The organism is Mesorhizobium sp. M4B.F.Ca.ET.203.01.1.1 (genome assembly GCF_004791025.1).
Lineage (GTDB): Bacteria > Pseudomonadota > Alphaproteobacteria > Rhizobiales > Rhizobiaceae > Mesorhizobium > Mesorhizobium abyssinicae.
The window spans coordinates 426,855-445,869 of sequence record NZ_SRUO01000004.1; the positions used below are offsets into that span (position 1 = coordinate 426,855).

A 19,015-nucleotide genomic window follows, 5' to 3' on the forward strand; every position below is an offset into this window, starting at 1 on the left:
CGCGACGTTCCCGTCCGCTCAGGGCTTGGTCAAACCATCCACCAGATGCTCGACATGGCCGCCGTCGCGATGCTCGCGGGCGTCGAAAGCGTTCTGCTTGGCCTCGTATTCGGCATAGATGGCGTTGATGCGGCGCCTTGCCTCCTGGCGGGTGCCGGTGCAGAACCAGTTGTCAGCACGCTTGAGCCCATGGACCGCCTTCGCGGTGGCTTGCATCATGCGCCTGGCGATGCGGCCATGCGTCTCCTCATGCGCGCGGACGCCGGCGAAGAACCGCTTCCAGCGGCGTTCGAGCGCGGCACTGGTCGGCTGCGCCAGACGCGGATAGGTGTAGGTGAGGTCGAGCACGCCGTCGGCCTGCCGCAGGTGGCAGACCCCGTCGGTGCGGCTCATGGCGAGATCCCAATTCACCGTGTAGGCAGTGTCCGCGATGGCGCGGGCCATGAAGCCGTGCTTTGGGCCCTTGCGGTCCATTGCCTCGACCAGGGCAGCACCCGTCGTACCCGCGATGTCGTATGTCCGCGTCTTGATCAGCAGCTTGGTGCCGGCCGATGCCGCCGGGGTTAAGCTGCACAGGCTACCGACCGCTGCAAGGCATGCCAGGACCGCGAGGCGCATGGCCGTCCCTCCACTTTCAGGAAAGGGAACCACAAGCGCGCCGCGGTTTCAACAGGCCCGTCACATGCCCTGATAGACCGGGCCTTCGCCGGCTCTTCGGTTGGGCGGCGGGCGAGACGGCCCGGTCGGGCCGCCGCTCTCAGATGCCCTGATAGAACCCGGGCCTTCGCCGGCTCTTCGTTTGGGCGGCGGTCGAGACGGCCCGGTCGGGCCGCCGCTCTCACATGCCCTGATAGACCGGGCCTTCGCCGCCTTGTGGCGGCACCCAGTTGATGTTCTGGTTGGGGTCCTTGATGTCGCAAGTCTTGCAGTGGACGCAGTTCTGCGCGTTGATGACGAAGCGCACGTCCTTGGCCGACGGATCGGCCGCCGCATTGCCATCCTTGTCGACCCACTCATAGACGCCGGCCGGGCAGTAACGCGTCGAGGGTCCGGCAAAGACATCGTGCTCGGAGCGCTGCTGCAGTGCCGCGTCGCCGACGATGAGGTGGACCGGCTCGTTCTCCTCGTGATTGGTGTTGGACAGGAACACCGAGGAGAGCCGATCGAAGGTCAGTACGCCATCCGCCTTCGGATAGGCGATCTTTTCATATTTTGCCGCCGGCTCCAGCGTCGCGTAGTCCGCCTTGCCGTGCTTCAGCGTGCCGAAGGGCGAGAAGCCAAACAGCGTGTTCAGCCACATGTCGAGGCCGCCGAGGCCGACGCCGATGATGGTGCCGAAGCGCGACCACAGCGGCTTGACGTTGCGCACCTTCTTCAAATCCTTGCCGATGTCGGTCGCTCGCCACGCGGCCTCGTAAGACGCAAGCTCGTCATTGGCGCGGCCGTCGGCGATCGCTTGCGCGACATGTTCGGCCGCCAGCATTCCCGACAGCACCGCATTGTGCGAGCCCTTGATGCGCGGCACGTTGACGAAGCCGGCCGCGCAGCCCATCAGCACGCCGCCCGGGAAGGACAACTTCGGCACCGACTGCCAGCCGCCTTCGGTGATGGCGCGCGCGCCATAACCGATCCGCTTGGCGCCCTCGAAAGTGCCCTTGATCGCCGGATGCGTCTTGAAGCGCTGGAACTCCTCGAAGGGCGAGAGCCAGGGGTTCTTGTAGTTGAGATGGACGACGAAGCCGACGGCCACCTGGTTGTCTTCCAGATGATAGAGGAAGGAGCCGCCGCCGGTCTTCATGTCGAGCGGCCAGCCGAAGGAATGCTGGACGAGGCCAGGCTTGTGGTGCTCCGGCTTGACCTGCCAGAGTTCCTTCAGGCCGATGCCGAACTTGGCCGGCTCGCGGCCATCGGAAAGCTTGTATTTGGCGATCAACTGCTTGGCGAGCGAGCCGCGCGCGCCCTCGCCGATCAGCACATATTTGCCCATCAGCGCCATGCCTGGCGCGTAACCAGGACCCTGCGTACCATCCTTCTCGACGCCCATGTCGCCGGTGATGACGCCGGTGACGGCGCCGGCATCGTTGTAGACGAGGCTTGCGGCGGCAAAGCCCGGATAGATCTCGACGCCCAGCGCCTCTGCCTTGGTCGCCAGCCACCGGCAGACATTGCCGAGCGAGACGATGTAGTTGCCGTGATTGTTCATCAGCGGCGGCATCAGGATGTTGGGCAGGCGGAACGAGCCGGCGGGGCCAAGGACCAGGAAATGATCATCGGTCACCGGCGTCTTGAACGGGTGCCCTTCCTCCTCGCGCCAGCCCGGCAGAAGGCGGTCGACGCCGATCGGATCGACGACGGCGCCCGACAGGATGTGGGCGCCGACCTCGCCGCCCTTTTCCAGCACGACGACGGAAAGCTCGGGATTGACCTGCTTCAGGCGGATCGCCGCGGCGAGGCCGGCCGGACCCGCGCCGACGATCACTACGTCGAATTCCATGCTCTCGCGTTCGATATCGCTCATCGACCCCTCACTGGCTTGCCGCGCTTTCCCGCATTGTGCTGGCTCATGCGCTGCATAGCGCATCAATTCGCGACGGGAAACCGGCGCTTAACGGACAAAGCCGATTTCGACAAAAAGTCGCGCCCGGCAGGCAAGAACCATTTCCCTCAACGTTTTTCAATTGTTCCACGGCTTGCTTATCGGCAATACTTCGCGCCATGCGCACGCCTGAGCCATCCGGCTTCTCATTGACGCGCTTCTTCTCCACGCCCGGCCAGCTTTGCCGCGCGGTTCTTCCGCTCCTCTCGCTGCTGGTCCCGACCGCGGCCGATGCCGATCCGCAAAAGGTGTGGGCGACCGGCGCCTATTCCTTTTCCGACGAGCTCGGCGGCTTCCACGTCACCGGCGCTTCCGGCATCGGCACCAAGGAGGATCCGATCGTCATCACCGAAGAGCTGAATTCGGCAACGCCGGTGACGCTGACCATCCGCACCACCAAGCCGATCGAGGCGTTCGGCAAGGCCGGCGAGGTCGCCAACGGCATCATGTACATGCGCATCAAGGCCCTCAACAATAGCGGCCAGGCCTGGGTGGAATTCCAGTTCGAGCTGCAGGAGATCCTCGACCAGCCGAGCGTGTTCGGCGACGGCCTGTCCTTCGACCAGCGCAACAAGTCGCCCGACAACATCGTGTCGAGCAACTTCGCCGACTTCGACCGCGACTTCGAACCCTATGACCGGCTCCTGTTCAAGAACGGCAAGATCGACCCGCTGAAGACGGGCAGCTTCGAATTCCTGATCACCGACTACACGCCGCGCTGGACGTTCTACTTGGTGCAAGACCCGCGCATACCGACCGGCTGACGCAGCCAACCTTGCAAATCGCCGCCGCCGGGACGATGGTGGCGCCATGATTGCCGCCTCCCCCAACACCCCCGCCGAGATCGCCGAGCTGCTCGCCTTCTATGCCAGCGCCGGCGTCGACGAGGCGCTGGAGGATGCGCCGATCAACCGCTTCGCGGAGGTTCGGCCGAAGCAAGCCGAGCGCGCGTCGGCACCGGCCGCGCGCGAAAGCACGGCTCCGGAACGGCCAGCATCGGAGCCAGGCCCCGACGCCAACAGAGCGCCGCAGCGGCCTGCGGCAGCGCCCGGGCTCGACGCAAGCAAGGTGCCGGACGCGCCGGCGCGCTCGATGCCGGCAACCGCAGCGGTGCCCGACGAAGCGCAGGCCCTGCTGGCGCGGCAGATGGCGGCGAGCGCCTCGACGCTTGACGAGCTTCGCCAGCACATGGCGGGTTTCGACGGCTGCAACCTCAAATTCACCGCCAAGAACCTGGTCTTCGCCGATGGCAACCCGAACGCGGAGCTGATGCTGGTCGGCGAGGCGCCGGGCCGCGACGAAGACCTCGAAGGCCTGCCCTTCGTCGGCCGCTCCGGCCGGCTGCTCGACCGCATGCTGGCGGCAATTGGCCTCGACAGGAATTCGGCCTACATCGCCAACGTCATCCCCTGGCGGCCGCCGGGCAACCGGACGCCGACGCCGCACGAAACCGAGATTTGCCGGCCGTTCATCGAAAGGCAGATCGAGCTGGTCAATCCGAAAGTGCTGGTCAATCTCGGCGGCCCCTCGGCCAAGACCCTGCTCAACACCACCGAGGGAATCTTGAGGCTGCGCGGCAACTGGCGCACGCATTCGACGGCGTCCGGCACCGTCATTCCGGCGATGCCGACGCTGCATCCGGCCTATCTCTTGCGGACGCCGGCGCACAAGAAGCTCGCCTGGCGGGATTTTCTCGAGGTGAAGGCGAAGCTGCGGGAGTTGGGGTGAAGCGCTCCCTTCTCCCATAGGGGAAGACGGGAAAGCAGCGCCATAACCTCCCAGGTAATTGAATTACTCCCCTCCCCGCCTTAGTCCTTCCCCTATGACCACATCCGAAATTTCCGCAGGCAGCCTCATCCGCGAGTGGCGCGCGCGCCGGCGCATGAGCCAGCTCGACCTCGCCATGGAGGCCGAGATCTCGCAGCGGCATCTCTCCTTCGTCGAAAGCGGCCGCGCCCAGCCCTCGCGCGAAATGGTGCTGCACCTTGCCGAGCAACTTTCAATCCCGCTCCGGCAGCGCAACCAACTGCTCTTGGCGGCGGGCTTCGCGCCGAGCTTCAGCGAGAAGCAGCTCTCCGATGCCGCGCTGGCGCCGGCAATGGCGGCAGTGGAGACGGTGCTCCGGGGCCACGAGCCGTTCCCGGCGCTGGCCGTGGACCGCCACTGGAACCTCGTCTCGGCCAATGCGGCAATCGCCCCATTCCTCGCCGATGTTTCCGAGCCGTCGCTGCTTGCGCCGCCGGTCAATGTGCTGCGGCTCAGCCTGCATCCGGGCGGCGTTGCGCCGCGCATCGTCAACCTCGCCGAATGGCGGGCACATCTGCTCGAACGGCTGAAGCATCAGAACGACGCCATCGGCGACCCGGTGCTGATCGAGCTGGAACGGGAATTGCGGGCCTATCCGTCCGGGCTGAAGAGGGCGCGGCCGGCCCCGGTCGAGCCGAGCGGTATCGTGCATCCGCTCCGGCTCGCGCATGGCGATCAGGTGCTGTCCTTCATCAGCACGATCACCGTCTTCGGCACGCCGCTCGATGTCACGCTGTCGGAATTGGCGATCGAAACCTTTTTCCCGGCGGACGAGCAGACGCGGGCGGTGCTGGTGCGGCTGGCGAAGGAGCGGGCCGAGCGGTCTTGATCACCCCTGCGGCGGCGTCGCCCTTCTTGTTCGGGTGCGTTCAAGCCCAAGCTGGCGTTCGCGCCAGATGATGAAGATGCCGGCCGCCACCACGATTAGACCGCCGGCCAGCGTGTTGAGCGATGCCACATCGCCGAACACAAGATAGCCGACGACGACGCCGAGGATCATCGAGGTGTATTCGAAGGGCGCGACGACCGAGGCCTCGGCGTGACGGTAGGCCGAAGTCATCAGGATCTGGCCGAGCCCGCCGCAAAAGCCGGCGACAACCAGAAGGGCGGCCTGCGTCGGCGTCAACGCCTGCCAGCCGAAGGGCACCGAAAACAGCGCCATGACGCTCGCCGTCACCGAGAACCAAAGCACGATCGTCGCCGTCTTCTCGGTCTGGACGAGGTTGCGCACCAGAAGCATGGCGACGGCCGAGATCGCGGCGGCGGCGAAGGCGGCGATGACGCCCAGCAACTCCTGGTCATCGAGCGCCGCGCCCGAGCGCAGCAGCGTCAGCTCCGGCCAGGAGATGATCAGGACGCCGACGAGGCCGACAGCGACCGCGCTCCAGCGGTAGACGCGGATCGCCTCGCCGAGGAAGATCGAGGAGAACACCACCACCAGCAGCGGCTGCGCGTAGTTCAACGTGATCGCTTCGGGCAGCGGCAGCCTGGTCAGCGCGAAGAAGCCGAGCCCCATGGCGCCGACGCCGACAAGGCCGCGCGCGACGTGGTTGAACCGCCGTTTCGTGGCGAATGCCGTGGCCAGATGCCCCCTGGACGCCAGGAAGGCGATGATCGGGAAGATGGCGAAGAAGGAGCGGAAGAAAACGATCTGCCCGGCGGGCACATCGCCGGCGGCCTTGATGCAGGTCTGCATACCGACAAAGACCGCCACCGAGACGATCTTCAGCGCGATGCCCCGCAGCGTGCTGTGGTGTCTGCCGTCGCCTTGCGGCTCCGCTCCCGCCCCGCCGCTCACCTTGGCGATGCGTCCCGGATCGCTGTCCAGATGCGCGCCGGCGTGGCCGGCATCTCGATATGCCTGATGCCGTGGGCGCGCCAGAGCGCGTCGGTCACCGCATTGAGCGCCGCCGGCGTGGCGCCGATCGTGCCGGCCTCTCCTGCCCCCTTGATGCCCAGCGCATTGGTGGTCGAAGGCACGTTGCGGGTCTCGAAATGGAAGAACGGAAAACTATCGGCGCGCGGCATGGCATAATCCATGAAGCTTGCCGTCAGGAGCTGGCCGTCCTCGCTATAGACGGTGTTCTCGGTCAGGGCCTGGCCGATGCCTGGACGACGCCGCCATGCACCTGGCCGGCAAGCAGGATCGGATTCACCGTGACGCCGAAATCGTCGACGATGGTGTAGCGCAGGATCTCGGTGGCGCCGGTGTCGGGATCGATCTCGACCTCGCAGATGTGGGTGCCGTTGGGATAGGTGCATTCGTCCTGGACGAATTCGCCGAAGCCCTTGAGGTCGTCCGCGGTTTTCGCCGCCCTGGCGACGCTGGCGAAATCGATTGTGCGATCGGTACCGACGATGCGGGCCACGCCGTCGGACAGTTCGATGTCACCGGCCGAGGCTTCGAGCTCGTCGGCCGCGATGCGCTTGATCTTGTTCGCCAGATCCTCGCCAGCGCGGGACGCCGAAACACCGCCGAGCGGGATCGAGCGCGAGCCGCCGGTGCCGCCGCCATCCTTCAGATCGTCGGTGTCGCCCTGGCGGACCTGAATGCGGTCAATCGGCAGGTCGAGCTTGTCCGACAGGAACTGCGCATAGGCGGTGGCATGGCCCTGGCCGTTGGTCTGCGTGCCGATCTTCAGCGTCACCGTGCCATCGCCGTTGAGCTCGACAAAAGTCGGCTCGGAGCCCGGGAAGGCGCAGGCCTCTATGTAAGTCGCCATGCCGATGCCGCGGATCCTTCCCGCCGCCTTCGACTGTTCGAGCCGCTGCGGAAACGCCTTCCACTCCGCCCGCTCGATGGCGCGGTCCATGTGGCCGGCGAACTCGCCGGTGTCGTAGAGGCGGCCGGTCTGGGTGCGATATGGGAACTGCTCGGGGCGGATGAAATTGCGGCGGCGGATATCCTCGACCGGCAGGCCCAGATCATGCGCGCAGGCATCGACCAGCTTCTCCAGCAGCAGCGCCGCTTCCGGGCGGCCGGCGCCGCGATAGGCATCGACCGGACAGGTGTTGGTGTAGAGGCCGGTCACCGAGACGTCGATCGCCCCTATGTCGTAGACGCCTGTCGACATGGTGACTCCGACATAGGGGATGAACGGACCATATTGCGAAACATATGCGCCGATATTGGCCAGCAGCTCGACCTTCATGCCGAGGAAGCGGCCGCCCTTGTCGAGCGCCATCTCTGCCTTGACGACATTGTCGCGCCCCTGGGCGTCGGTGAGGAAATGCTCGGTGCGATCGCCGGCCCATTTGACCGGCCGTCCGAGCCGTTTGGCGGCCTCCAGCACCAGCGGATACTCGCGATAGACGAAGGCCTTCGGGCCGAAGCCGCCGCCGACGTCCGGCGTGATGATGCGCAGCTCGCTCTTCTTGATCTTGAACAGCTCGGCGATGATGTACTGCATCGAATGCACGCCCTGCGACCCGGTGGTCAGCACGAAGCGGCTTTCGGCCACGTTCCATTCGCCGATGGCCGAACGCGGCTCCATGTAGTTGCAGACCAGCCGGTTGTTGATGAATTCGATGCGGGTGATGTGGGCGGCCCTGGCGAAGGCAGCCGCGGTCTTCTGCTTGTCGCCAATATGGTAGGTGAAGGCGCGGTTGGAGCCGAGTTCCGGCCAGACCAGCGGCGTGCCTTCATCCAGCGCCGTGGCGGTGCCGGAAGCGGCATCCTCGCTGTCATAGTCGACCTCGATCAGCTCGGCCGCGTCCTGCGCCAGCGCGCGGCTGTCGGCGACGACGAAAGCCACCGCATCGCCGACATAGTTGACCCTGTCGCCGCACAGGATCGGGATGTCGCGGGTCGGCGCCCTGGTGCCGTCGGGCTGGCGCTGCATGACGCCAGATTTGAGCTTGCCGAGATGGGCGATGTCCTTGCCGGTGAGCACAAGATGCACGCCCGGCGCCGCTGACGCCGCTTCGGTGGATGTGATGGTGAAGCCCGCCTTGGCGACAGGCGAGCGCAGCACATAGCCATGCAGCAGGCCGGCCGGCTTGATGTCATCGGTATAGCGGCCCTCGCCCTTGAGGAAGGCCTGGTCTTCGCGACGCAACACGGAGGCGCCCATGCCGAATTTCGGTGTGACGACGGTCATGGATGCCTCGCGATGACGGTGGGGGGATGGATGCCTGAAATAGGCATAGGCGCAGTTTTGTCGAGTGACCGTTTCGTGTAAAGAGCGCGAACCTCGATTTTTTTGGACCAGCGGGCCCGTTTGCCGCGCCGGGAACAGACAGGAAAACCCTTGGGAATGCGCACCGATACCGGCCATGTCTTCAAGCTCGAAGACTATCGCCCCAGCGACTATCTCATTTTGCAGACCAGCCTTGTTTTCCGCCTTTCCCCCGAGGCCACCCGCGTCATCGCCACGCTCACCATCGAGCGCCGCGAAGGCGTTGCCGCATCGGCGCCGCTGGTGCTCGACGGCGACGGGCTGACGCTGCTCGGTATTGCCATTGACGGCCGTGACCTCCAGCCGGTGGACTACGCGGCGACGCCGGACGAACTCGCCGTCCTGAAGCCGCCGGCCGCCTCCCGCTTCGAGCTGGTGCTGGAAACCGAAATCGCGCCGGCGCGCAATGAAGCGCTGATGGGGCTCTATCGCTCCAGCAATGTCTATTGCACGCAGTGCGAAGCCGAGGGTTTCCGGCGCATCACCTATTTCCTCGACCGGCCGGATATCCTCTCGATCTACACGGTGCGCATCGAGGCGCCGCACAACGAAGCGCCGCTGCTTTTGTCGAACGGCAATCCTGTCGAAAGCGGCGTGCTTGCGGATGGCTGGCACTATAAGGTCTGGCACGACCCCTTCCCCAAGCCGTCCTACCTGTTCGCGCTGGTGGCAGGCGCGCTCGGCAAGGTCGCCGACAGTTTCACCACGCTGTCCGGCCGCACGGTCGAGCTCGGCATCTATGTCGAGCCGGGCAAGGAGCGGCTCGCCGGCTATGCGATGGATGCGCTGAAGCGCTCGATGAAATGGGACGAGGAAGCCTTCGGCCGCGAATACGACCTCGACGTCTTCAACATCGTCGCCGTCTCCGACTTCAACATGGGCGCGATGGAGAACAAGGGCCTCAACATCTTCAACGACAAGTATGTGCTGGCCGACGAGGAGACCGCGACCGATGCCGACTTCGCCAATATCGAGGCGATCATCGCGCATGAGTATTTCCACAATTGGACTGGCAACAGAATCACTTGCCGCGACTGGTTCCAGCTCTGCCTGAAGGAAGGGCTGACCGTTTACCGCGACCACGAATTCTCCGCCGACCAGCGCTCGCGGGCGGTCAAGCGCATCGCCGAGGTGCGCACGCTGCGCGCGCACCAGTTCCCCGAGGACCAGGGGCCGCTGGCGCATCCGGTCAGGCCGCGCCGCTACCGCGAAATCAACAACTTCTACACGGCGACCGTCTACGAGAAGGGTTCGGAAGTGGTGCGCATGATCCGCACCATCCTCGGCGCCGAAGCGTTCCGCGCCGGCATGGACCTCTATTTCGAGCGGCATGACGGAGAGGCGGCGACCATCGAGGATTTCCTGAAAGTGTTCGAGGACGCCTCGGGGCGCGACCTGTCGCAATTCGCGCTTTGGTACCATCAGGCGGGCACGCCGAACCTGACCGTCAGTTCCTCGCACAACGCACGGGCAAAGGAGTTCACGCTGGAGATCGAGCAGTCGGTGCCGCCGACGCCGTCGGAGAGCCGCAAGCGGCTGATGCACATTCCGCTCGGCTTCGGTCTGGTCGGTGCCGGCGGCAAGCCCGTCTCTTACGGTGACGTCGAGGGCGCCACCGTCGAGGACGGAGTCATCCACATCCGCAAGCGCCGGCATGTCGTGCGCTTCACCGGCGTCGCCGAGCGCCCGGCGGTGTCGCTCAACCGCGGCTTCTCGGCACCGGTCACGCTGTCGGTCGAGCAGAAGACCGACGACCAGTTCTTCCTTGCCGGCCATGACAGCGACAGTTTCTCGCGCTGGCAGGCCTTCAACACGCTGCTCACCGATGCGCTGATCGCAGCCTTCCGCCAGGTGCTCGGCGGCAAGCCGCCGGCCTTTGCCCAGCGGCTCACCGAACTTGCCGGCAGGATCGCCGCCGACGAGACGCTGGAGCCGGCCTACCGGGCGCTGGCGCTTTCGCTTCCGGGCGAAGCCGACATCGCCCGCGACATCGGCAAGGGCATCGATCCCGACGCCATCTTGGCCGCCCGCGAGGCGCTGGCACTGGCCATTGCCAGGGCGAACCGGGAAAACTTCACCGGCCTCTACGAGCGGCTTGCCGACAAGGGGCCATTCAGCCCCGATGCGGCGAGTGCGGGCCGGCGGGCGCTGCGCAACATCCTGCTCGACTATTTGGCGCTGCTGCCGGAAGGCGCCGCGCTTGCGGCAACTCACTTCCGCTCCGCCAGCAACATGACCGACCGCGCGGCCGCGCTGACCGTGCTGGCGCACCGCCATGCCGGGTCGGCCGAAGCGCAACAGGCGCTGGCCGATTTCGAGGCCAAGTACCGCAACGATGCGCTGGTGATGGACAAATGGTTCCAGATCCAGGCCGGCGTGCCCGGCCCCAAGACCGTCGAGACGGTGCGCGCGCTGACCGGGCATCCGGCCTTCTCGATGGCCAACCCGAACCGTGTGCGCTCGCTCATCGGCACCTTCTCTAGCGCCAACCAGACCGGCTTCCACCGCGCCGACGGCGAAGGCTACCGCTTCTTCACCGAGACCGTGCTCGAGGTCGAGAAACGCAATCCGCAGGTGGCGGCCAGGCTGGCGACCGCGTTGCGCTCCTGGCGATCGCTGGAGCCGGGGCGCCAAGCCAAGGCCAGGGAGGCGCTGCTTGCGATCGCAGGCACGGAAAAGCTGTCGGCGGATCTAAGGGATATCGTCGAGCGGACGCTGGCGTGACTAGCGATCTCCCCCCTCGTGGGGGGAGATTGGCAGTTTCGACGAATTTCAATCAACTTTTAATCTTTTTTGGCCGCGCCTCTGGACAACGCGAATCACCTTTGATTCTTTAATGACGATTCGGACGTGCGGCGTAACCGGATCATCAAGCAGAGGGAATTCGGGGAGTAGCCATTTATGGCCAAGGCGGACGCGTGGGGCGCGCCCGGAGGGAAGGCTTTTGAGCGTCGCAAGGCGCGGCGCGACGGCCTTGCCGGCAATACAAGGCTGATCGCCGAACCCGCCTATCGGCGGCTGCTGGCGGCCGAGCCGTGGCTGCGCCGCTCGATCCCTGCCCTCATCATCATCTTCCTGATCGTCATCGCCGCGCTGCGCGTCCTGTCGCTGATGAACGAGCGCGACGAGGTCGAGCGCGACGCCAAGGCAATCCTTTCGCTGGCGGTGGGCCAGATGGCGAGCGCGATCGCCGCCGACCCGAATGCGGCCACCGTCAGCGCGGCGGACCTGATGGAGAGCACCGGCCGCCAGGGCGCCATGGGCCGCAGCCATGTGCTGGCGATCACCGACGGCAGCTTCAAGATCATCGCCGTGTCGCCGCTGTCGAGCGGCTGGCAGGGGCGTTCGCTGGACAGCCTCGTTCTCGGCGGCCAGCCGCTGTTCATGTTCGGCGAGCGCGCCGGCGTCATGGAGGTCAGCATCGGCGGGCAGGACTGGTACGCGGCGGTGAGCCTGACGGCCAGCCGCAAGAACGCCGCCGCCGCTCTGGTGCCGAAAGACGCAGTCTTCGACAGCTGGCGCAAGACGGTCTCGCTCAACGTCACCCTGTTCGTGCTGACGGCCGGCGTGCTGATTATCATCCTCTACGCCTATTTCGGCCAGGCGGCGCGCGCCCAGGCCGCCGACCGCATTTACCTCGAGGCGCATCAGCGCATCGACATGGCGCTGGTGCGCGGCCGCTGCGGCCTGTGGGACTGGGACATGGTGCGCGGCAAGATGTACTGGTCGCGCTCGATGTACGACATGCTGGGCTACGAGCCCTGCGACACGATGCTGTCCTTCGGCGAGGTCGACGAGATCATCCATCCCGAGGACGGCGACCTGTTCGAACTCGCCAACCGCATCGTCGAGCGCGAGATCGATCATATCGACCAGGTGTTCCGCATGCGGCACGCCGACGGCCAATGGGTATGGATGCGCGCGCGGGCCCAGGTGATCGACCCCGAGGCGCCGGAGATCCAGCTGATCGGCATCGCCGTCGACGTCACCGAGCAGCGGCATCTCGCGCTGCGCTCGGAGGCGGCGGATCTGCGCTTGCGGACCGCCATCGAGAACATCAACGAATCCTTCGTGCTGTGGGATGCCGCCGAGCGGCTGATCATGTGCAATTCCAAATACCAGAAGGACAACGGCCTGTCGGACCGCGACGTGATGCCGGGCGCCGTCCGCGCCGTGCTGGAGGAGCGGATGCTGGCCTTCGCCTCGGAGCGCAGGCTGGCCAACGCCAACGGCCCACAGGGCGGCTCGACGTTCGAGCGCCAGCTTGCCGACGGCCGCTGGCTGCAGGTCAACGAATTGCGCACCAGGGACGGCGGCACCGTCTCGGTCGGCTCCGACATCACCCAGATCAAGCTGCACCAGGAAAAGCTGGTCGACAGCGAACGACGGCTGATGGCGACGATCCACGACCTCAGCCTCGCCCGCCGGGCGGAAGAGGAGCGCGCCAGGGAACTGGTCGAACTCAACCGCAAATACATGAAGGAAACCGAACGCGCCGAGGCGGCGAACCGGGCGAAGTCCGAATTCCTGGCCAACATGTCGCATGAGCTGCGCACGCCGCTCAACGCCATCATCGGCTTCTCCGAATTGATGGAACAGGGCCTGTTCGGGCCGCTCGGCTCGCCGCGCTACGAGGAATATGCCACCGACATCAACGGCAGCGGCAAGTACCTGCTCGGCGTCATCAACGACATACTCGACATGTCGAAGATCGAGGCCGGCCAGTTCTCGATGGACCGCGAGGAGATCGACCTCTGCCCTCTGATCAAGGAGACGGTGCGCGTCATCTCGTTGCAGGCGGCGGAGAAGTCGATCACGGTGGAGACCCGCATCGCCGATGCGATGCGGCTGTTCGCCGACCGCCGCGCCATCAAGCAGATCGCCATAAATCTGCTTTCCAACGCCGTGAAGTTCACCGGTCAGGGCGGGCACATCTCGGTGCGGGCGCGCAGCGCTTCAGGAGCGCTGGTTCTGACGATCGAGGACAATGGCTGCGGCATCCCCAAGTCGGCGCTGAGCAAGCTCGGCCGGCCGTTCGAGCAGGTGCAGAACCAGTTCTCCAAGAACCATGCCGGGTCGGGCCTTGGGCTCGCCATCTCGCGCTCGCTGGCCGAGCTGCAGGGCGGCGCGTTGAAGATCCGCTCGACCGAAGGCGTCGGCACGATCGTGTCGGTGCGCATCCCGCTGAAGAAGGCGACGCCTTCGGTAAAAGCTGCGGCTTAGTTTTTCAGCTTCGCGTGTTTCAGAATCCGGCTATGTCGGCGGGACAGCACCCCCTCTGTCCGGCAGGACAGAGGGGGGCGCGAAAGAACGTGGCCTTTCGAGAGTCCGGCACTCCAGTCGCCGGATCCAGATCATTCAGCCTCACTGCACGCCGTCGTCGCCGTCCCCGCCGTCCCACTGCCGATGACGTCCGAAGCGGCCGCCCTTCGGCAGTTCGCCCTTTTCGATCTTGCCGTCATTGTTCCTGTCCAGCATGGCGAACAGCTTCTTCTGGCGGCTCGTGATGTCGTCTGCGGTCAGCGTGCCGTCGCCCCTGCTGTCGAAGCGCGCGATGATGCGCCTTGCCATGCGCTCGAAGCGCGCCTTCTCCAGCGCGTCGGCGAGCTCGCCGACAGTCAGCCTGCCGCCATTCTCGGCGACGAGCTTCTTCAGCCGCGAGTCCATGGCGTCGGAGAACTGGTCGAAGGTGATGGCGCCGTTGGGGCCCTTCAGCGCCTCGTCGAGGCGCTGCATCATGTCGTCACGCATTTTGGCGCTGGCGTTGTTTTCGGCATAGGCCGTGGTGCCGACAGCGCCCGCGAGCGCCATGAAAGCAAGGGCAAGCTTGGTAGACTTTCTCATGGTCTTCTCCTGTTGCATCGTCACCCCCGATGCCAGGACGGCAACCTCTCAATCAGATTCAGGCCGCCATCCATCTCTTTGTTCGAGCATCGGATTTCCTCCGCATCGGGCCCGACGCTCTCGCCGTAACATTCATCCCTTCGTCATGAGTTCTTAGCACGCAGCAAGAGGTCGAAATCCTGTCTGACCTTTCGCGACGTGTCCTTGAGATGCGCTTCCAGAACAGCGAAATCCGGCAGGTCGGTCACCGCCAGAAGCAGATCCGAGAGCCCCGGCGGCACGTCGTCGCGCTGGAACTCACCGGTGAGGCAGAGCCTGATCATCTGGGTCAGCGCGAGATAGAGCGCGTAGGCATCGCACAGTTGCTGCCTGACATCGGCGCCGGCGAAATCGGGAGAAAGCCGCGCCAGGATGTCGGCCGTCGCGGTCACCCTGCGGCCAGCCTCGACGACATGGCCGGTGAGCACCGCCACCTGGGCGATGAATTCGAGATCGATCAGGCCGCCCGGGATCAGCTTGATGTCCCAGCGGTCGCGCGGCGGCTTTTCCTTCTCGATCAGCGCGCGCATCTCCGACGCCTCGGCCACCACCTTGGGGGCGTCGCGCTGCAGGGCCAGCACGGCGGCCACCTCCGTCTCCACCTCGGCGCAGAGTGCGGCGTCACCGCCTATGGCGCGCGCCCGCGCCAGCGCCATGTGCTCCCAGGTCCAGGCGTCCTGGCGCTGGTACTTCTTGAAGGCATCGACGTGAGTGGCGACCGGCCCCTTGTTGCCGGAGGGGCGCAAGCGAAGGTCCAGCTCGTAGAGCACGCCCTCCGCCGTCGGCGCCGAGACGGCGGCAATCAGGCGCTGCGTCATGCGGGTATAGTAGTGGGAGGGCGCAAGCGGCTTTTCGCCGTCGGACTCCTCTGCGTCCGGATCGTGGTCGTAGAGCAGGATCAGGTCGACATCGGAGCCCGCCGTCAGCTCGCGGCTGCCGAGCTTGCCCATGCCGAGCAGCGCCACCGTGCCGCCGGCGATGCTGCCGTGGCGCAGCGCGAATTCGGCGATGACCGCCTGCAATGCCGCCTCGATGGTGAGATCGGCAAGGTCGGAAAAGGCGCGGCCGGCGCGGGCCGGATCGATGGCGCCGGCAAGCAGCCTGACGCCGATCAGGAATTTTTGTTCCGAGGCAAAGATGCGCAAGCGATCGAGCACGTCCTCGTAGGCGCGGTCGCCCTCGATGAAAGCGGCGAGCCGCGCCGAGAGATAGGCGCGGTCGGGCAGTTCGGCGAGCAGAGCCGGATCGAGCAGGCCGTCGAAGACATGCGGCCGGCGTGTGATGATGGCGGCAAGCCTCGGGGCGGCGCCCATGATCGTCGCCATCAATTTCAGCAGAGCCGGGTTGGACTGCAGCAGCGAGAAAAGCTGGATGCCGGCAGGCAGGCCGGCAAGGAACTCGTCGAAGCGCATCACCGCCTCGTCGGCCCGCCGCGTCTGGCCGAAAGCCTTGAGCAGCGCCGGCGTCAGTTCGGTCAGCCGCTCGCGCGCCTCCGCCGACAGGGTGACGCGGTAGCGGCCGAAATGCCAGCCGCGGATGACGCGGCAGATGTCGCTCGGCCGCTGGAAGCCGAGGCGCTGCAAGGTCTGCAGCGTATCGGGATCGTCGACGTCGCCGGTGAAGACCAGGTTGCCGACGCCGGCCGAAAGTTCCGGCGCGGTCTCGAACAAAGCCGCATAGTGACGCTCGACCTGCTGCAGCGAGGCGCGGAAGGCCTCGGCGAAGCGCGCCTGGTCGACAAAGCCGAGCATGCGGGCGATGCGCTCCAGCCCCTCGTCGCTCTCGGGCAGGATATGGGTCTGCTCGTCCGCGACCATCTGGATGGCATGCTCAACGCGGCGCAGGAACCAGTATTGCCGGGCGAGGGCATCGCGCGCGTCGGCGGTGATCCAGCCGCGCGCGGCAAGCTGGCCGAGCATCGGCACCGTCTCGCGGCCGCGCAGTTCCGGGAAGCGGCCGCCGGCAATCAACTGCTGCGTCTGGACGAAGAACTCGATCTCGCGGATGCCGCCGCGACCGAGCTTGACGTTGTGGCCCTTGACCGCGATCTCGCCGTGGCCCTTGTGCGCATGGATCTGGCGCTTGATTGAGTGGACGTCGGCGATCGCCGCGTAGTCCATGTATTTGCGCCAGACATAAGGCTGCAGCTCTTTCAGGAACGCAGCGCCCGCGGCGAGATCGCCGGCCACGGGACGCGCCTTGATCATGGCGGCGCGCTCCCAGTTCTGACCGCGCCCCTCATAGTAGTGAAGCGCCGCCTCGACCGGTATCGCCAGCGGCGTCGAGCCGGGATCGGGCCGCAGCCTCAAATCGGTGCGGAAGACATAGCCATGCTCGGTGCGGTCCTGGAGGATCCGCACGAGGCGGCGTGTGAGGCGCGCAAACAATTCCGTCGCATCGAGCGGATCGACGATCGCCGGCGCGTCGGGATCGAAGAAGACGACGAGGTCGATGTCGGACGAAAAATTCAGCTCATGCGCGCCGAGCTTGCCCATGCCGAGCAGGATCCAGCCCGACTGGCGCGCCGGGTTTTCGGGGTTGGGCAATCTGAGCTTGCCCTGCCCGTGCGCGTCGCGCAGCAAAAAATCGACGGCGGCGCGGGTGCAGGCGTCGGCGAGGTCGCTGAGGCGCCGCACGGTCAGCGCCGGCTCGGCCTCGCCGGCGAGATCGGCCAAGGCGATCAGGAAATGCGACTCCGTCTTCCATTGCCTGAGCTCCATCATCAGGCTCTGTTCGGAGACCGTCTCGGCCCGCGCCGCCTTGCCTATGGCCTCGCCGATCGCTGCAAGCCGAGCCTTCACATCGGTGTCGAACAAGACATCGAGGATTTGCGGGCGGCGCCGCGCCACATCGCGCAGGAATGGCGACAGGTCGAAGACGGCGGCGAGGAGGTCCTGGTCCACGCCCTCGGCCGCCAGGAATGTTTCCAGGCGGGCAAGGCCTTCTTCCGCGGCCGCCGAAGCGATTTCCGACAATTCGCGTCTTGCGCGATCTGCGTCCAGCGGCAAAAGCGTTGCCGCCGGTTGCAGGCGCCATTCGGTATCAATGCGTTTCGCAGCCATCCTCACCGCCATCATTGGTTCTCCCGTGCGGGAAAACTCATGATAACGGACAATCCGGGATTGGCGGGCAGAAGATCAAGCCTGCCCTTGTGGAAAGTCATGATCGCCTTGGCGAGGCTCAGGCCTAGGCCCGACCCTGGCTGCGAGCGGCTCTTCTCCAGCCGCACGAAGCGCTCGGTCACCCTGGCGCGATCGGCATCGTCGGGAATGCCCTGGCCATTGTCCGTGACCGACAGCCTGACTTCCCTGTCGATGCGCTGCAGCGCCACGCGGACGGACGGCTTCGTCGTCGCGTCGGTCGAATATTTGATGGCATTGTCGACGATGTTCGAAAGCGCCTGGCCGATCAGTTCGCGATTGCCGTTGACGGCGAAATCCTCCTCGACGGAGGTCTCGATCGTCACGCCAGCCTCTTCGGCCACCGGCTCGTAGAGCTCGACGACGTCGCGGACGGCTGCCGCAAGGTCGACCGGGCTGGTGGTCTCCGAGGAATAGCCGGCCTCCAGCCTGGAGATCATCAGGATGGCGTTGAAGGTCTTTATCAGCTGGTCGGATTCGGCAATCGTGCTTTCCAGCGCCTGCCGGTAGTCGGGGGTCTTTTGCCGGCCGGCAAGCGTTGCCTCGGCGCGGTTGCGCAGCCTGGTCAGCGGCGTCTTCAGATCATGCGCGATGTTGTCGGAAACCTGCTTCAGCCCCTCGTTCAGCTTGGCGATCCTGGCCAGCATGGCGTTGAGGTTCTCGGACAGGCGATCGAACTCGTCGCCGGCGCCGGTGACCGGGAGACGACCGGTAAGGTCGCCGCCCATGATGCGGCGGCTGGCCTCGGACACACTGTCGATGCGCTTCAGCGCGGCGCGCCCGACGAAGAACCAGATCAGGAGCCCGCCAAGCCCCATCATGCCCAGCGCCAGCATCAGGGCGCGGCGGATGACGGCGCGGAAGCGCTCGGGCTCGCCGAGGTCGCGGCCGACCAGCATGATCATCTGGTTGGGAAGTCTCAGCACCAGCGCGATCGCGTTGTGGCCCTTTTCGCCCTCGGACTGCGTCTCGTTCTCGCCAGCCGGGGGCGTGGTCTGGTCGGGAGCCTGATTGCGCTGCCGTTCGAGTTCGCCCTCGCCGAAGCGCTGATATGAGAACGGCTCGGTCGTCCAGCCCTCGGTCTCGATCACCCCGGGCGCCAGGCTCTGCACGTTGCCGGTCAGGATCTGGCCGTTAGCGTCGGCGATGAGATAGAGATTGGCGCCGGGCTGGCGGGACCGGGCTTCGACAACGCGGACCAGAACCGGCAGGCCGCCGCGCTGATAGGCGCGGGCAAGCCCCAGTACCTCGTCGTTGATGGTCTCCTGCGTCTGCGCGGTCAGCATGCGCGCCGACAGCGAGGTCATGTAGAAGACCAGCAGCACGGCGCACAGGGCGAAGAGCAGGAAATAGAGCGCCGAGAGCCGCGCTGCCGTCGTCCTCATGATGGCGGGCACGGACAATGCCATGGC

Annotated in this window: 11 protein-coding genes and 1 pseudogene; 5 read left to right on the forward strand and 7 right to left on the reverse strand. The window is 65.8% G+C overall.

Features of this window, described 5'->3' with window-relative positions; all coding sequences use genetic code 11:
- Positions 1 to 18: 18 nt before the first annotated feature.
- Positions 19 to 618 carry a DUF922 domain-containing protein gene (locus EN846_RS11995; protein ID WP_127393907.1) on the reverse strand — a complete coding sequence of 200 codons (600 nt, stop codon included), beginning with the start codon at positions 616 to 618 and terminating at the stop codon, positions 19 to 21.
- 220 nt (positions 619 to 838) lie between these two features.
- The gene (locus EN846_RS12000) at positions 839 to 2,518 is read right to left on the reverse strand and encodes an electron transfer flavoprotein-ubiquinone oxidoreductase (protein WP_128346489.1); all 1,680 of its coding nucleotides are present in this window, start codon (positions 2,516 to 2,518) and stop codon (positions 839 to 841) included.
- A 197-nt stretch (positions 2,519 to 2,715) separates the two neighbouring features.
- Here EN846_RS12000 and EN846_RS12005 point away from each other — a divergent pair, with 197 nt between their 5' ends.
- The 3 genes from EN846_RS12005 to EN846_RS12015 all read left to right on the forward strand — a co-directional run bounded on the left by EN846_RS12005 (position 2,716) and on the right by EN846_RS12015 (position 5,231).
- Positions 2,716 to 3,360: a hypothetical protein gene (locus EN846_RS12005; RefSeq protein ID WP_127392797.1), complete on the forward strand. Its 645-nt coding sequence runs from the start codon at positions 2,716 to 2,718 to the stop codon at positions 3,358 to 3,360.
- Positions 3,361 to 3,406: 46 nt separating this feature from the next.
- Positions 3,407 to 4,324, forward strand: a complete 918-nt coding sequence (locus tag EN846_RS12010; RefSeq protein ID WP_127392798.1) for a uracil-DNA glycosylase — start codon at positions 3,407 to 3,409, stop codon at positions 4,322 to 4,324.
- Positions 4,325 to 4,418: 94 nt separating this feature from the next.
- Positions 4,419 to 5,231 (forward strand): helix-turn-helix transcriptional regulator, encoded by an 813-nt coding sequence (locus EN846_RS12015; protein ID WP_127392799.1) that lies wholly within the window; start codon positions 4,419 to 4,421, stop codon positions 5,229 to 5,231.
- On the opposite strand, the gene EN846_RS12020 is transcribed toward EN846_RS12015, so the two are convergent.
- Positions 5,232 to 6,200 (reverse strand): DMT family transporter, encoded by a 969-nt coding sequence (locus EN846_RS12020; protein ID WP_127392800.1) that lies wholly within the window; start codon positions 6,198 to 6,200, stop codon positions 5,232 to 5,234. It abuts the gene before it with no gap.
- A pseudogene (locus EN846_RS12025) lies at positions 6,197 to 8,502 on the reverse strand (xanthine dehydrogenase family protein molybdopterin-binding subunit). The gene EN846_RS12020 and the pseudogene EN846_RS12025 overlap by 4 nt, the downstream one beginning before the upstream one ends.
- 156 nt (positions 8,503 to 8,658) lie before the next feature.
- On the opposite strand from EN846_RS12025, the gene pepN reads away from it, so the two are divergent.
- On the forward strand, positions 8,659 to 11,304 hold the full coding sequence (gene pepN, locus EN846_RS12030) for an aminopeptidase N (protein ID WP_128346632.1): 2,646 nt from the start codon (positions 8,659 to 8,661) through the stop codon (positions 11,302 to 11,304).
- Positions 11,305 to 11,481: 177 nt separating this feature from the next.
- Entirely contained in the window at positions 11,482 to 13,803 is a 2,322-nt protein-coding gene (locus EN846_RS12035) for a PAS domain-containing sensor histidine kinase (protein WP_127391059.1), read from the forward strand.
- Positions 13,804 to 13,944: 141 nt separating this feature from the next.
- Here EN846_RS12035 and EN846_RS12040 read toward each other — a convergent pair whose 3' ends face one another.
- From EN846_RS12040 to EN846_RS12050, 3 genes are all read right to left on the reverse strand, one after another.
- On the reverse strand, positions 13,945 to 14,424 hold the full coding sequence (locus tag EN846_RS12040; protein WP_127391058.1) for a hypothetical protein: 480 nt from the start codon (positions 14,422 to 14,424) through the stop codon (positions 13,945 to 13,947).
- A gap of 143 nt (positions 14,425 to 14,567) precedes the next feature.
- The gene (locus tag EN846_RS12045; protein WP_187331252.1) at positions 14,568 to 17,537 is read right to left on the reverse strand and encodes a bifunctional [glutamine synthetase] adenylyltransferase/[glutamine synthetase]-adenylyl-L-tyrosine phosphorylase; all 2,970 of its coding nucleotides are present in this window, start codon (positions 17,535 to 17,537) and stop codon (positions 14,568 to 14,570) included.
- On the reverse strand, positions 17,537 to 19,012 hold the full coding sequence (locus EN846_RS12050) for a HAMP domain-containing sensor histidine kinase (RefSeq protein ID WP_127391056.1): 1,476 nt from the start codon (positions 19,010 to 19,012) through the stop codon (positions 17,537 to 17,539). The genes EN846_RS12045 and EN846_RS12050 overlap by 1 nt, the downstream gene beginning before the upstream one ends.
- Positions 19,013 to 19,015: the final 3 nt, after the last annotated feature.

What these genes read in the sequence shown, in the direction of transcription:
- EN846_RS12000 (WP_128346489.1), bottom strand. Translation starts at nt 2,518, where the DNA reads ATGAGCGATATCGAACGCGAGAGCATGGAATTCGACGTAGTGATCGTC.
- EN846_RS12035 (WP_127391059.1), top strand. Translation starts at nt 11,482, where the DNA reads ATGGCCAAGGCGGACGCGTGGGGCGCGCCCGGAGGGAAGGCTTTTGAG.
- pepN (WP_128346632.1), top strand. Translation starts at nt 8,659, where the DNA reads ATGCGCACCGATACCGGCCATGTCTTCAAGCTCGAAGACTATCGCCCC.
- EN846_RS12040 (WP_127391058.1), bottom strand. Translation starts at nt 14,424, where the DNA reads ATGAGAAAGTCTACCAAGCTTGCCCTTGCTTTCATGGCGCTCGCGGGC.
- EN846_RS12010 (WP_127392798.1), top strand. Translation starts at nt 3,407, where the DNA reads ATGATTGCCGCCTCCCCCAACACCCCCGCCGAGATCGCCGAGCTGCTC.
- EN846_RS12015 (WP_127392799.1), top strand. Translation starts at nt 4,419, where the DNA reads ATGACCACATCCGAAATTTCCGCAGGCAGCCTCATCCGCGAGTGGCGC.
- EN846_RS12045 (WP_187331252.1), bottom strand. Translation starts at nt 17,537, where the DNA reads ATGGCGGTGAGGATGGCTGCGAAACGCATTGATACCGAATGGCGCCTG.
- EN846_RS11995 (WP_127393907.1), bottom strand. Translation starts at nt 618, where the DNA reads ATGCGCCTCGCGGTCCTGGCATGCCTTGCAGCGGTCGGTAGCCTGTGC.
- EN846_RS12005 (WP_127392797.1), top strand. Translation starts at nt 2,716, where the DNA reads ATGCGCACGCCTGAGCCATCCGGCTTCTCATTGACGCGCTTCTTCTCC.
- EN846_RS12050 (WP_127391056.1), bottom strand. Translation starts at nt 19,012, where the DNA reads ATGGCATTGTCCGTGCCCGCCATCATGAGGACGACGGCAGCGCGGCTC.